Source organism: Pseudenhygromyxa sp. WMMC2535, from assembly GCF_011083025.2.
On sequence record NZ_JABJWV010000001.1, the window covers coordinates 4,802,227 to 4,815,954 of the forward strand.

At 69.5% G+C, this 13,728-nt stretch carries 10 protein-coding genes; 7 read left to right on the forward strand and 3 right to left on the reverse strand.

What is annotated here, in order from left to right; translation table 11 throughout:
* Window positions 1–17 precede the first annotated feature (17 nt).
* The 4 genes from G6O69_RS18795 to hflX all read left to right on the forward strand — a co-directional run bounded on the left by G6O69_RS18795 (window position 18) and on the right by hflX (window position 5,689).
* Window positions 18–644: a sigma-70 family RNA polymerase sigma factor gene (locus tag G6O69_RS18795; RefSeq protein ID WP_172304882.1), complete on the forward strand. Its 627-nt coding sequence runs from the start codon at window positions 18–20 to the stop codon at window positions 642–644.
* A 31-nt stretch (window positions 645–675) separates the two neighbouring features.
* Window positions 676–1,566, forward strand: coding sequence for a hypothetical protein (locus G6O69_RS18800; protein ID WP_172304883.1), 891 nt, complete (start codon window positions 676–678; stop codon window positions 1,564–1,566).
* 123 nt (window positions 1,567–1,689) lie between these two features.
* Window positions 1,690–3,816, forward strand: a complete 2,127-nt coding sequence (locus G6O69_RS18805) for a response regulator (protein ID WP_172304884.1) — start codon at window positions 1,690–1,692, stop codon at window positions 3,814–3,816.
* 43 nt (window positions 3,817–3,859) lie between these two features.
* Complete coding sequence (gene hflX, locus G6O69_RS18810; RefSeq protein WP_172304885.1) at window positions 3,860–5,689, forward strand: GTPase HflX; 1,830 nt, start codon at window positions 3,860–3,862, stop codon at window positions 5,687–5,689.
* 191 nt (window positions 5,690–5,880) lie between these two features.
* Here hflX and G6O69_RS18815 read toward each other — a convergent pair whose 3' ends face one another.
* Together G6O69_RS18815 and G6O69_RS18825 are read right to left on the reverse strand one after the other, a co-directional pair.
* The gene (locus tag G6O69_RS18815; RefSeq protein WP_172304886.1) at window positions 5,881–6,765 is read right to left on the reverse strand and encodes an alpha/beta hydrolase; all 885 of its coding nucleotides are present in this window, start codon (window positions 6,763–6,765) and stop codon (window positions 5,881–5,883) included.
* Between the two features lie 589 nt (window positions 6,766–7,354).
* Window positions 7,355–8,572 (reverse strand): phosphoglycerate dehydrogenase, encoded by a 1,218-nt coding sequence (locus G6O69_RS18825; protein WP_172304888.1) that lies wholly within the window; start codon window positions 8,570–8,572, stop codon window positions 7,355–7,357.
* A 141-nt stretch (window positions 8,573–8,713) separates the two neighbouring features.
* Between G6O69_RS18825 and G6O69_RS18830 the strand changes: the two genes are divergently transcribed.
* The 3 genes from G6O69_RS18830 to G6O69_RS18840 all read left to right on the forward strand — a co-directional run bounded on the left by G6O69_RS18830 (window position 8,714) and on the right by G6O69_RS18840 (window position 12,368).
* Window positions 8,714–10,924: a hypothetical protein gene (locus tag G6O69_RS18830; protein ID WP_172304889.1), complete on the forward strand. Its 2,211-nt coding sequence runs from the start codon at window positions 8,714–8,716 to the stop codon at window positions 10,922–10,924.
* A 176-nt stretch (window positions 10,925–11,100) separates the two neighbouring features.
* Window positions 11,101–11,451, forward strand: coding sequence for a PilZ domain-containing protein (locus tag G6O69_RS18835; RefSeq protein WP_172304890.1), 351 nt, complete (start codon window positions 11,101–11,103; stop codon window positions 11,449–11,451).
* Window positions 11,448–12,368 (forward strand): hypothetical protein, encoded by a 921-nt coding sequence (locus G6O69_RS18840; protein WP_172304891.1) that lies wholly within the window; start codon window positions 11,448–11,450, stop codon window positions 12,366–12,368. The genes G6O69_RS18835 and G6O69_RS18840 overlap by 4 nt, the downstream gene beginning before the upstream one ends.
* Here the strand turns inward: G6O69_RS18840 and G6O69_RS18845 are convergent.
* Window positions 12,355–13,560 carry a mechanosensitive ion channel family protein gene (locus tag G6O69_RS18845; RefSeq protein ID WP_172304892.1) on the reverse strand — a complete coding sequence of 402 codons (1,206 nt, stop codon included), beginning with the start codon at window positions 13,558–13,560 and terminating at the stop codon, window positions 12,355–12,357. The two genes, G6O69_RS18840 and G6O69_RS18845, sit on opposite strands and share 14 nt — an antisense overlap.
* Between the last annotated feature and the right edge of the window lie 168 nt (window positions 13,561–13,728).

Sequence of the window (13,728 nt, forward strand, 5' to 3'; positions counted from 1 at the left end):
CCGGTTCGACGCGCGCAATGGAAGCTGCCGCCCGGCGGGACTTCGAACAGACCGCCCTACCCCTGCTCGACAACCTCTATGGTGCCGCGATGCGCCTGACCCGAGACCCGGCCGAGGCCGAGGATCTCGTCCAGGACTCGATGGTCCGTGCCTATCGCTTCTGGGACACCTTCAAGCAAGGCACCAACGTAAAAGCCTGGTTGTTCACGATCCTCCGCAACACCTTCATCAATGGCTACCACCGCAGGGGCCGGCGCAGGAGCTTTCACAGCGACGTCAACGCGCAGATGCGCAGCCTCGGGCCGACGGTGGCCGTGGGGAACTCGACCAGCCAGCCGCCGGGACCCGAGGAGGCGGTGAGCAGCAGCGTCACCCAGGCGAGAATTCGAGCGGCCCTCGACGCGCTGCCCCCAGACTACCGAACGGCGGTCACCCTCGCGGACCTCGAGGGGCTCTCCTACAAGGAGATCGCCGAAGTCATGGATTGCCCCATCGGCACCGTGATGAGCCGGATTTATCGCGGCCGAAAACAGCTGCACAAGCTGCTCTACGACCACGCGGTCGAGATTGGCATGGTCGCCCCGGAAGCGGGCGAGGGTGCCGTGGACCTCGCCGCCTATCGAGATCGCAGGAAAAAAGCATGATTGACCGAGCCCCGAACGCGAGGTGTGTGCGATGACCCTCGACACCATAGAGCCCGATCGCGCCGAGCTGATCAGCTTGCTACAGCCTTATATCGACGGTGAGCTCGCGGACGACGAGCGTGAGCTCGTCGCGGTCCAGGTCGCCGAGAACCCCGAGTATCAGGCCATCGTCCGCGAGCAGCGAGAGGTCCGCGCGCTCTTGCGCGGGCTCGAGCGAGAGGCCGCCCCGGCCGAGCTGCGCGAGCGCGTGATCGCCGGGCTCGATGCCGTCGATGCGGAGCAAGGGGGGCGGCTCGCCCCGATCATCGGTCGCATCAAGGCCTTCGGGCGTGGCAGCATGCTGATGGCCCCCGCGGCCGCGGCCGCCGTCGCGCTCTTCTTTGTGGTTCGCGGGGGGGTCTTGGACGATGTGGACGTCGCGGTCGATGGGACCCACGTCGACGGGGGCCTGACCGCTCCGCTGCGCGCGGCCAAGGACAGCCGAGGCAGCGAGGGGCACAGCGCGAAGCCCGAGGAGGCGGGCGCTGGCCTGGCCAAGCCCGAGGCAGGAGCGCTCCCGGTCCACGTCGCGGCGGCGCGCTCCCTGCCCGAAGGCGTCTCGCTGGTCAGCGACGTGCCCCAGCCCGGCCCCTCTTCGGTGCTCCGCTATGGGGATGGGGCGCAGCGGATGATCGTCGACACGCAGCGAGCGGCGGGGGACGACGTGCCTCGAGGCACCCGTCAGGTGTTTAGGGGCCACGCTTACTTCCTGGGCCGTGACGCAGAGGGCCGCGCGCAGGTCGAATTTCTCCTCGGGCCGGTTCATCATAGCCTGGTCTTCGAAGGGCGAGGGCGCCCCACGGCCTCGCTGAGCGCCGAGGAGCCGGACTTCGCCGACCTGCTCATGGTCGCCGACGCCCTGCGGAGCGCCCACGAGCGCTAGCGGGACCAGGTTGGACCGGCCGACTCCCGCGACGCGAGCGGCCGGACGTGCAGGCAAAGACGATGGCCGGATAGGTGCGTCAGGGCTGGCCGTGGACACGGCGAGGCGATAGTCTCGGATGCCGTGTTCGCTGCGCTGATCATCGACGCCGACGCCGAAGCCCGTAAAATGATCGAGTCCTCGCTGAGCCCCTTCGGGGTCGAATGCGCGAACTCGGAGGACCCTGGCGACGCCATGAACATGGCGCGAGCGGCCACGCCAGACATCATCTTGTTGCGTGTGGAGCTGCCCGGCGCCTCGGGCTTCTCGGTCTGCAACAAGCTGCGGCGCAACGCCGAGACCAAGGACATCCCGCTGATCATGTACGCGTCGGACGTCACCGACGACGTGTTCGCGCAGCACAGCAAGCTCAAGACCCGCGCCGACGAGTACCTCAGCTTGCCGGTCAGCCCCGAGCAGCTGCTGTCCACGGTCCGCACCTTGTTGCCGCTGCCGAGCGAGCCGATCGCCGGCGCCGCGGGGCCCGGCCCCGAGCTCGACCTCAGCGAAGAGTTCGAGGACATCGATCTCGAAGAGGACGACAGCGGCGGCGCCGAGCCGGTGGCCGACATCGACGCGGCCTTCGACGCGCTGACCTTCGACGATGATGACGACGACGACTTCGAGATGGACGTCGCCGACGTCGTCGAGCCCGAGGCAGTCGAGCCCGAGGCAGTCGAGCCGGAAGCGGTCGAGCCGGAAGCGGTCGAGCCCGAGGCGGTCGAGCCCGAGCCGGAAGCGGTCGAGCCCGAGCCGGAAGCGGTCGAACCCGAGGCGGTCGAGCCCGAGGCGGTCGAGCCCGAGCCGGAGGCGGTCGAGCCCGACGCCATCGAGGTGGAGGTTGCCCCCGAGCCCGTCGAGCCGGAGCCGCTCGCGGTCGAGGACGCCGAAGCGCCCGAGCTCGGCCTCGACGTCCAGCCCGACATCCCTGGAGCCGTGGTCGTGGACGAGGTCGAGCCCGCGGCGCCCGAGCCCGAGCCCGAGCCCGAGCCCCCGCCCCCCGAGCCCGACGAGGTCTCCGTGGAGCTGGTCGAGGCCGAGGCCGAGGCTGCCCCCGAGGCGGTCGAGCGCGAGGCCTCTGGAGGCAACCGCTCCGCGCGGCGCGAGGTCCTGCGCCTCAAGTCCGAGCTCAACAAGAAAGATCGCGAGCTGCTCGGGCTGCGCGACGAGCTCGAGGCCAAGGAGCGGGCGATCCTCGATCACAAGCACCGCAACCGCGAGCTCGAGACGCAGACCCGAGACGCCGAGGCCAAGGCCCTGGAGCTCGAGGATCAGCTGATCTCGGCGCAGGAGCAGGCCGAGGCCGCGACGCGCAACATCGAGACCCAGCGCAAGCGCGAGGACAGCTACAAAAACCGCATCGAGCTGCTGCAAAAGAAGTCCAAGGAGCTGGAGGCCAAGCTGATCGAGGCGACCAAGACCGCCAAGCAGGCGGGCGAGCTCGAGGGCAAGCTCGGCGAGCTCGAGCAGCAGCTCGAGGAGGCGCGCGCAGGCAAGGCCGCCGCCGAGGAGGCCCGCGACGGGCTCCAGGCCAGCCTCGAGGACGAGGCGCGCGCCGCTGGAGAGCAGGGCGAGGCGCTCGAGCAGGCCCAGAGCAAGGTCAGCGAGCTCGAGGCGAAGCTCGCCAGCGTGGCCGAGGAGCACCAGCAAGAGACCGACTTCTACGAGCAGCGCGCGGACGAGCTGCGCGCGCAGATCAAGGCCGCCGCGGACGAGTCCGGGGGCAAGATCTCGGAGCTGGAGGGCAAGCTCGCCGAGCTGGAGGGCAAGGCGGGCGAGTCCGAGGGCAAGGCCACGGAGCTGGAGGCCAAGGTCGCGGAGCTGGAGGCCAAGCTGGGCGAGTCCGAGGGCAAGGTCGCGGAGCTCGAGGGCAAGATCAGCGAGTCCGAGGGCAAGGCCACGGAGCTGGAGGCCACGGTCGGCGAGTCCACGGCCAAGGTCGCGGAGCTGGAGGCCAAGCTCGCCGAGCAGGGCGAGGCCCTCGCCGCGGCCGAGTCCAAGGTGAGCGAGCTGGAGGCCAAAGACGAGGCGACCCAGGGCGAGCTCGCCCAGGCCCTCGCGGAGACCGACGAGCTGCGCGGTCGCTTCGAGACCCAGCTGGCCGAGCTCGAGGTCAAGCAAGGCGAGCTCGAGGCTCAGCTGGGCGCGCGCACGGAAGCAGCCAAGCGCGCGCAGCAGGCCCTCGCCGTCGCGCTCAAGGTCCTCGATTGAGCGGCCTTCGCCCCTCACACCCCCTCGCTAGCCCCAAGTACGCATGAGCGACGTCGTCTTCGGCGATACATCCAGCCTCAAGCCCAGCCAGGCGCGCACCTTGGCTCGCCTCGGCGAGCGCCGCGTGCCGGCGGACACGGTGATCAGCGCGCCTTTGGCCCGCGATCTCCTGGCCCTCTCCCACGAGCTCAACCGGCGCATCGGCCTGTTCATCGATCGCCGCGGGCGGATCAGCCGGGTGATCCTCGGCGACGCCCACAGCCTCCAGCTCCCCGAGTTCGAGCGTGTTCGCGGCGCGGACGGCCGCCTCCGCGGCATCCGCCTGGTGCTCACCCATCTCGTCGCCGACGCCCTCGATCGTGAGGAACTCGCCGACCTCGCCAAGCTGCGCCTCGATCTGCTCGCGGGCATCCACGACAGCCCCGGCGGGGTGCAGATCGATCTCGCCTGCCTCAAGCCGGGCGAGGACGAGCGCCAGGGCTTCTCGGTCCGCAGCATCGCGCGGGCGCCCCTGGCTCTGCTCTCGCCCGATGGCGGCGGCCGCAACCGCGAGGCCCACCCGCGCCCGGACCTCCCCCAGGATTTCTCGGCCTTCGTGCGCGAGCTCGAGACCTCGCTGGTCGCCGCCACGGCGCGGACCAAGGCCGCGGGCGTGGGCACCCGCGCGATGATCCTCCAGGTGCACAGCGACGTCATGACCCGCCAAGGCGGGATCGAGGCCCGCCAGTCGGAGCTGCGCGAGCTGTGTCGCACGGCCGGGGTGTTCGTCGTCGATCTCGTCTGTCAGCGCCGCAAGCACCCGGACCCGCGCACCTTCCTGGGCTCGGGCAAGCTGCGCGAGGTGCTGATCCAGGCGCTCGAGCAGGACGTCGAGCTGCTGATCTGCGACCCCGAGCTGAGCGCCTCGCAGGCCCGGGTGATCAGCGAGCAGACGGATCTGCGGGTCATCGACCGCACGATGCTGATCCTCGACATCTTCGCCCAGCACGCGCGCAGCAGCGACGGCAAGCTGCAAGTCGAGCTCGCGCAGCTGCGCTATCGCCTGCCGCGGATGGTCGGCAAGGGCACGATGATGTCTCGCCTCGCCGGCGGCATCGGTGGCCGCGGGCCCGGCGAGACCAAGCTCGAGATCGATCGCCGCCGCGCACAAAAACGCATCAACGAGCTCGAGAAGCGGCTCGGCCAGCTCTCGCGCCAGCGCGAGCAGAGGCGCGCCCGCAGGCGACGCAGCGAGGTCCCGCAGGTGGCGATCGTCGGCTACACCAACGCGGGCAAGAGCACGCTGCTCAACACGGTGACCGAGTCCGAGGTCCGGGCCGAGAACAAGCTGTTTGCGACCCTCGATCCCACGGTCCGGCGGATCCGCTTCCCCGACGAGCGCGAGATCGTGCTCCTCGACACCGTGGGCTTCATCCGCGACCTCCCGCCGGCGCTGATGCAGGCCTTCTCGGCCACCCTCGAGGAGGTCGCCGAGGCGGATCTGCTGCTCCACGTGGTCGACGCCACGGACACGGACAACGCCCAGCAGATCTCCACCGTCGAGTCGATCCTCGCCGAGCTCGGGGCCGGAAACGTCGAGCGCTTCATGGTCTACAACAAGGCGGATCTGCTCGCGCCGGATCAGCGCCTGGGGCCCAAGCAGCTCCCGCGCAACACCTTCCAGGTCAGCGCCCTCGACCGCCGCAGCACGCGACGCCTGATGGAGGCCGTCGAGGACTTCTTGTGGGCGCGCGGGCGCGTCGACGAGCCTCGTCGGGGTGCCCGTGGCTCCGAGGAAGCGCCCGCGGAGGGCGAGTCGTCCGGCCCCGAGGAAGCGCCCCCGGGCTCCCTCGGCCTCGAGGAAGAGCCCCCGGGCGAGCCATCCGAGCCTTGAACGTGAAGACCCTCGGAGGCGTGGGCCATCCGAGGGTCTGTTCGGTCGTTCGGTCGTGAGGGCGGGTCCTCGGAGGATGAAGGTCGGCGATCCTCCGAGTGGCAGCCATCGAGTGCCTCTGGCGCAGGGGACACTCAGTGAAAGAAAATGGCTACGCGCTTTGCGTAACTAGGGTGTCCCCAATAGCCGCACTATCCGCAGGCCGAGATTTGGGGGTGCTCATAGCGCCGCTCGATGAAGGCTCCAATGCGCTCGTACGCCTCGTTGGCCTCGGGGAGAAGGGGCGCCATCAAGTGCCAGACGTGCCACATCTCGGGCTGGACCTCCAGCTCGACGTGTACGCCAGCGGCCCTCGCCGACTCGGCGACGCGCTCGGAGTCGCTGAGCAGGATCTCGTGGTCACCGACCTGGATCAGGGTCGGCGGGAGATTTGCGAGATCCGCGTTGACCGGGGAGACCAGGGGGTCGGTGGCCGAGGTTCCGTTGCACAGGTAGAGCGAGCGATTGTCCTCGCACAGGCCCTGCTGCAGCCAGGGATCGATCTTGGAGCGAGTGACCAGGCTTTCACCCGACATGGTGAGGTCGGTCCAGGGCGAAATCATGACTAGTGTCCCAGGTTGGGGCAGCCCACGCTCCTGGGCCAGCAGGATCGCCGACATGGCGAGACCACCACCTGCGGAGTCGCCCGCGAAGATGATCTGCTCTGCCGCGTGACCGCGCTCGAGCAGCCACGCGTAGCTGGTGATGACGTCCTCGAGGCCTGCGGGGAAGGGGTGCTCGGGCGCGAGCCGGTACTCGATGACGAGCGCGCGGGCACGCGCAGCGGTTGCCACGCGGGCAGCGATGGCTCGATGGGAGTCACAAGAGCCCATGATGAATCCACCCCCGTGGAGGTAGAGGACCACGCGCTCGGTGGCGTTGGCGGGGATCAGCCACTCGGCCTCGAGGCCATGGATGCTGACGCGCTTGACGGCGACGCCTGCGGGCATGTCGGCGCTGCCACCAATCTGGTCCAGGGCGACGCGCTGCTCTTCGACGGAGCGACCCTCCAAGGCAGGGCGGATCTCGTTGGTCATTACAGCACGTAGTTGATCTCGAATCAGTCCATCGCTCATTGGTATTGACCTCTGATGAACAGTAGATCGATATGCAGGCTGGAGTTCACTTTTTTTTCTCGCGAAGTATGTGAACTGTGCAACGAAAATCAAAGCGTTCTTCCCACGTGCTTCGACGGGGTCGAATTCTTACAGTGGAGCTGAAAAAGTGATCTTTCGAACCAACCTCAGCGCGACTTTCGCAAATCGAGGCTAGCCTCGGCGAGGGCGGATATGACTCGAGAATCACTTCCGAGTGCTCCTGGTACCAAACGCAACAATATCGTGGGGAAACGCGCATGTGCGCGTGTGACTGCTTCGGGTATGTCGCGTTTGACGTGTTTGCCGCCTGGTGAGAGCAAAGCTGGGATGACACAAATTTGCGTCTCACCGGCGGCTACGAGGCTAGCGATCGCGTCCTCGACGGTAGGTGGGTGCGCGAGATAGGCGAGACTGATGCGTTTCGCCCCAATGCGCGCTGCGAGCTGATCTCGCAGCGCTTCGAGAGGGCGTCGCCAGTCGGGGTCCGGGGACCCGTGGGCGATCAACACGATCGCCTCGCCCGCGGAGCTCACGATTGCCCCGCGTCTCCGCGCAAGTCGACGCCGAGCACGGCCTCGTGGCTGCGCAGCTCGTCGAGGAGCTCCGCGCTCGGCTCGTTCTCGACGGTGATCGTCGCCGACGCGGCCCCCTCGGCGCCTCGGAAGACCAGGTTGCTCATCTCCTGGACGTTGAGCTGGTGCTTGCGCAGGGCCTCGAGGATCCCGGCGAGCACGCCCACGCGATCGTGGTGGCGGATCACCAGGGTGAAGCGAGCCTCGTGGCCGTCGTCGAGGTTGACCACGTTGGGGACGACGCCGCGCTCGGCGAACTCGCGGATGATGCGGACGGTCTCGGCCGCGATGGCCTCGGCGGCTTGCTCCGTGGACGCGCCGATGTGTGGGGTGCCGTAGGCGCCGTCGAGGCCGCGCAGGGGGCTCTCGAAGGGCGCCTCGCCCTGGGCCGGCTCACCTTCGTAGACGTCGAGTCCCGCGCGCACGCGGCCGGCGGCGACGGCCTCGGCGAGGGCGCGGTCGTCGACGACGCCGCCGCGCGAGGTGTGGATCAACAGCGCACCCTCGCGCAGCTTGGCCAGCTGCGGGGCGGCGATCAGGTGGCGGGTGCTCTCGCGGTAGGGGACGTGCACGCTGACGACGTCGCTGGCAGCGAGCAGCTCGTCGAGCTTGTCGAACACCGCGACCTTCTTCATCGCGGCGTAGTCACGATCGATGCGCGGGGAGTAGGCGCCGACTCGCATGCCGAAGGCGCGCGCGCGCGTGGCGACCTCGCGCGCGATGGACCCAAACCCGACCAGGCCGAGGGAGCGGCCGTAGAGCCCGCGACCTTTGCTGTAGGCCTTCTTGTTCCAGCGCCCCGCGTGGAGCTCGGCGTTGGCTTCGGGGAGGCGGCGATCGTGGGCGAGGATCAGGCCCATGGCCAGCTCGGCCACGGCGATGGCGTTCTTGCCGGGGCAGTTGGCCACGAACACGCCGCGGTGGCTGGCGGCTTCGAGGTCGATGGTGTTGACGCCCGCACCCGCGCGGATGACGAGGGAGAGTTCTTTGCCGGCCGCGAAGGCGGCCTCGGTGACCTTGGTGGAGCGGACGACGAGGATCTCGGGGCGACGCTCGGCGAGGGCCGCGGGCAGCTCCTCCGCCCCGAGGCCGGGCTCGCTGGTGACCTCGTGGCCGAGGCCGCGCAGCGCCTCGAGCCCACGGGGAGAGAACTTGTCGGCGATGAGAATACGCATCGCCAAACTGGTACCATGGCCGCCGGCGGGGGGTTTTGGGAATCGTCGCCCGCGCTGTGACGTCGGCGTGCCACGCCGCGCCTGCGAGCCGCGCCCGTCGGTCTGTGGCTTTTTCGCGCCGCCCTCGCTATGACCCCACCCATGCGCCCGGTGATCGCTCTCGCGCTGACCTTGCCGCTGCTCGGCTGCGGCGGGGGGCGTGCGTCGACGGACGAGCCGCCTGGCGGGGGGGAAGCCGGCGCGGCTGGGGGCGCGACCGCCAAGGGCGAGCCCGGCAGCGGGGACCCCGAGACCGAGGCCGAAGAAGACGAGGCGCGCGAGCCCCTCGCCGCGTTCATGGCTCGCTTCGAGCGCGAGGCCGAGGCCGAGGCGCCGCGTCCGAGCCCCGCCGACGCCGGTCAGTGTCCCAAGCGGGGCGAGCGCGACCGCGACGTGGGCCTGGTGATCTCGCCCGAGCACCCGGCCAAGGGCGAAGAGGTCCGGGTGTTGGCGGCGACCCTCGACGGCGAGGCGCCTCTGGCCGTGCGGATCGAGGTCGACGGGGAGCCCGTGAGCGCCGAGCTCGAGGTCCGCGCAGGCGTCCCGGCGTCCACGCTCGCGCGCTTCGTCCCCGCGGACAGCGGACGCGTGCAGGTGATCGTCGGCCGCGAGGGCGAGGGCTTGCGCTGCCAGAGCTTCGGGGTTCGCAATCGCCACTATAGCGACGATTCGCCCGTCGATCTCACGGTCACCTGGCCCGTCGATCGGGCGTGGACGGCCTCGGAGGAGGCGCTCTACAGCGCGTGGATCCGCGAGCTCTTCGCGGGGCCGGCCGATCAGGACCTCGCCTGGGGGGCGCTGAGCGAGGTGACCTCGGATCCCGAGCGCAACCTCTTACATGATCACCTCGGCCGCGGGGAGGACCACCCCTCACAGGGCATGGAGCTGATCCCCGACTGCGCCGACACGCCCTACTTTCTGCGCGCCTACTGGTCCTACAAGCGCGGGCTGCCCTTCGGCTTCCGCAAGTGCTCGCGGGGCCGCGGGCAGGCGCCGACCTGCTTCGATCTGCGCACCAACTTGGCCGCGCCCGATCGCCGCAACAACTGGATCGATCCGCCGCCGCCCGAGGGCGAAGAGCCGCCCGCGCAGCCTCCGAGCATCGCCGGCTTCGGCGCCCCCGAGCCCGAGCCGCCGCCGGACGCCGTGGTCCCCACGCACAACGAGAAGTACGAGTACTTCTTCAAGCGCACCGTGGGCTGGGGGGTGCACACCGGCAACGGCCGCACCGCCTACGGCGACTCGGACAGCGACTTTTATCCGGTCGCCCTCGACCGCCGTGGCCTGCGCCCGGGGATCATCTACGCCGACCCCTACGGACACATCCTCGTGCTCGTCGAGCTCGTCGCCCCGCGGGGGAGCGCGCCGGGGATCCTGTTCGCCATCGACGGGCAGCCCGACGGCTCGATCACTCGCAAGCGCTTTTGGGAGGGCAATTTCCTGTGGAACCAGGCCGACTCCAGCCTCGGCGGGAGCGGCTTCAAGGCCTTCCGCCCGCTGAGCGTGATCGATGGGTCCGCCTCGGCGCTGGTCCAGGTCAGCGACGAGACAATCGCCGACATGCGCAGCTACGGCGACGTCTCCGACATGCAGCAGGCGCTCTCGGCGACGGACTTTTACGATCTCATGGAGCGGCTGATCACGCCGGGAGTGCGCAGCCCCTTTGCCGCCCAGGCCGAGCTCGTCGCCGCGCTCGCCGAGGCCGTGCGCGTTCGCGTGACCTCGGTCGAAAATGGCGTGCGCTGGCACGAGCAAAACCCCGACGACCTCGTCGAGATGCCCTGGGGCCACGACGTGTTCGAGACCTCTGGCGCGTGGGAAAATTACTCGACGCCGGCCCGCGACCTGCGTTTGCTGATCGCCATGGACGTCGTGCTCGGTTTCGCCGACAAGGTGCGCCGCAACCCCGAGAGCTTCGGCCTCGATCCTCAGGGCGATCCCGAGCTCTTCGAACGCACCTTCAACTATCTAGAGGAACAGCGCGGGCAGCTCCTGGCTGATCCAAAGTACGCGATCTCCTACGAGCGCTCCGATGGCAGCGCCTGGGAGCTCGGCCTCGACGAGGTCGTGGCCAGGGCCGAGCGCTTCGAGATCGCCTACAACCCCAACGACTGTCCCGAGGTACGTTGGGGGGCACCCGAAGGCAGCGAAGAGCGCAAGTCCTGCGACCGCCGGGCGCCCGAGGACCAGCAGATCAAGATGCGCTACTACCGGACATGGTTCGAGGAGCGCCGCCGGCCCGCGCGGGGGGACGAGGGCCCGGAGATCCCCGAGCTCGCCGAGGCCCAGGTTGCCGCGCGCGAGGCCGACTAGAGCACACCGCGGACCACATCGCGGCCGCGAGCGGGCGGCCGTGGCTGCCGCGGGCCTGGGGGGTCGCGCAAAGGCGCATGCTGATCGTCCGCACACCCGGGGCCCGGCGGCTCGCTGATCCCGCGACCGGCCAAGGAGATGGGTCACCGGCCCGAGTTCTGGTGTAAACTGCCCTCATGTCGTCGATCCAGGGCGCCGGCGATCCAAGCGAGCGCCGAGACAATCAGCGCTTCGACCTCGAGGTCGTCGTTCATGTGGAGCGCAACGGAACTGTCGCCGTATGGCCGAGCGAGGACGTCAGCGCGGGCGGCATGCGCCTGCGTGTCGACGATGAGAGCCAGGTGCCCAAGGTTGGAGAGCGCTTTGCTCTGAGCTTCACGCTCCCCTTGCTCGCAGACCCGGTCAAGGCGGAGGGCGAAGTGCGGTGGGTGGACAAGGGAGCGCCGAACATCTGCGGCATCCAGTTCACGACCGGCTTGCGTGCCCGCGAGGTCTGGGCGATCAACCGTCTGCACACGCGGCGGTGATCGACTCGAGCACAACTCTTCTCTTCGCGCGGCCCCAAGTGGGTCGGGCGGGCTCGCGTCTGCTTCGTGGCGTCGCGGCGGGCACGGCCCTGTGTCTGGGCCTGAGCCTCGGCACGCCTGCCTGGTCGGCCGCGCCGCCGGAGGCGAGCCCCGACGTCGACGCGGCGAGCTCCGAGACCGACGCGGCGGGGAGCGAGGGCGCGGGGGGCTGGGAAGAAGGGGACATCGTCGAGATCGCGGTGCCGACGACCGCGGCTGATCAGCCAGAGACTGCGGTAGAGGCTGGGGCAGAGACTGGGGCAGAGGTCGAAGGAGCCGACGCTGCGGTCGACGTGCCGACGGCCGAGGCCGACGCAGCACAGAGCGGCGCGGCCGAGGCCGTGGTCGTCCCACCCGCGCCGAGCATCTCGGGTCCGCTCGAGACCGTGCACGTCGCCGTGGGTCTGTCTTCGGAGCTCGACGGCAGCAAGGACGAGAAGGCCCTGCTCGATCGTCTCGAGCGCTCGGCCGCGGCCTCGCCCTCACCGCCGACGGTCGTCCGCCGCCTGCGGGTCGGCGCGGCCGAGCCCCAGTCGATCTGCCGCGAAGGTCGCGACGACCTCGTGATCACCATCGGCTACTTGCCCGAGCGCGCGGACCCGGTGCTGATGACCCGCGACTGTCTGCTCGACAGCGAGCTGGGCGTGCGCGCCGAGGCGGCGGCCGACGACGCGGACCTCGTGGGCGTGCTGTGGGGTGAGCACGTGCAGGCCGTCGACGCGGGCGCCAAGGTGCGCCGTCGCGTTCGGATCTCGCCCAAGCTGCGCACGGGCTTGATCGCCGGCGCGGCCGTGGCGGTGATCGGCGTGGCCGTGGGCCTGCTGATCGCCGGCGCCGTTCAGCGCGAGACCGTCGTCATCAGCGTCACGAGCCCTTGAACTGGAGCGGCTCGCTCGAGGCGAGGGCTTGGGGCGAGCTGGGCTGACTCGAGCCGGGCTGACCCGCGCCTGCTGGGGCGGGAGCGGGAGCGGGAGCGGGAGCCGGCGCTGCGGCGAAGCTCGGCATCTGGCGGATGTAGACGTCGTGCTTGGAGTAGGGGATCTCGATGCCGGCCGCGTTGAGGGCCTTGTAGACCCGCGTGGTCATGTCGTCGACGACGAGCTCGCGGACCTTGGGATCTTCGATCCACACCCACAGCTCGAACTCCAGGCCCGAGGCGCCCAGCTCGCGAAAGCGGGCGTGGGGCTTGGGGTGATCGAGGAGGTGATCGGCGCCCTCGGTGGCGGCGATCAGCACCGAGCGGGCCTGATCCACGTCGCTGCCGTAGGCGATCGAGACGCTGATCCGCAGGCGCTGGCGCGGGTGCGGTCCGCCGGTCTCGTTGAGCACCTGGGCGTTGCCGATGACCGCGTTGGGCACGGTGATCTCGACGTCGTCGGGGGTCAAGATCCGCGTCGAGCGGATGCCGATATGGGTGACCTCGCCGCGCAGCTCGCCGTCGAGGACGATCCAGTCCTTCACCTTGTAGGTGGCGTCGGCGATGATGAAGATGCCCGAGAACAAGTTGGCCAGGGTGTCCTTGGCCGCGAAGCCGACGGCGATGCCGATGACCCCGGCGGAGGCCATCCACGCGGTCAGATCGATGTCCCAGGCCAGGAACACGAAGTAGAAGCCGCCCGCGATGACCACGGTCTTGAGCAGGATGTCGAAGACCGGCAGCGTGGTCGGCTGGAGCATCGAGCGCGCGCGGGTCTTGTCGCTCCAGCTGCGCAGGACCACCGTGCCCGAGCGTATGCCGGCCATCGACCAGATCACGATCGCAAAGGTCTTGAGCAGGGCGGGGACCGGACCCGAGACCGAGCTGGTGACCGCGCCGGTGAGATCCTCGTGGGGGTTCACGAGCAGCGCGTAGGACTTGTAGATGCCGTAGAGCAGCACGCTCAAGAAGATCGGCCGACGGACGATCTCGACGATCGCGTCGTCGACGTCGGTCTTGGTCCGCGAGGCGGCGACCACCAAGGTCTTGCTGATCACGACCTCGACGAGCCAGGCGGCGATGACCGAGAGCACCAACACCCCGCCGGAGGTGAAGTACTTGTTCTCGAGCAGTTCGCTGATCAGCTCCAGCATCAGGGCGATTTCACCCTCCAGAAGGGGTCTCGTCCAGGCCCGCCGGGGATCGCGCTCCCCCTCCCAGATCGTCCAGGGGCGGCGTGTCTGGAGGGAACCTCGCGGTGCTATCTTCGTAATCCGCGCACGAGGGGGGCGTCTCGTCCGAGCCGTGCGCGCCCCTACTGG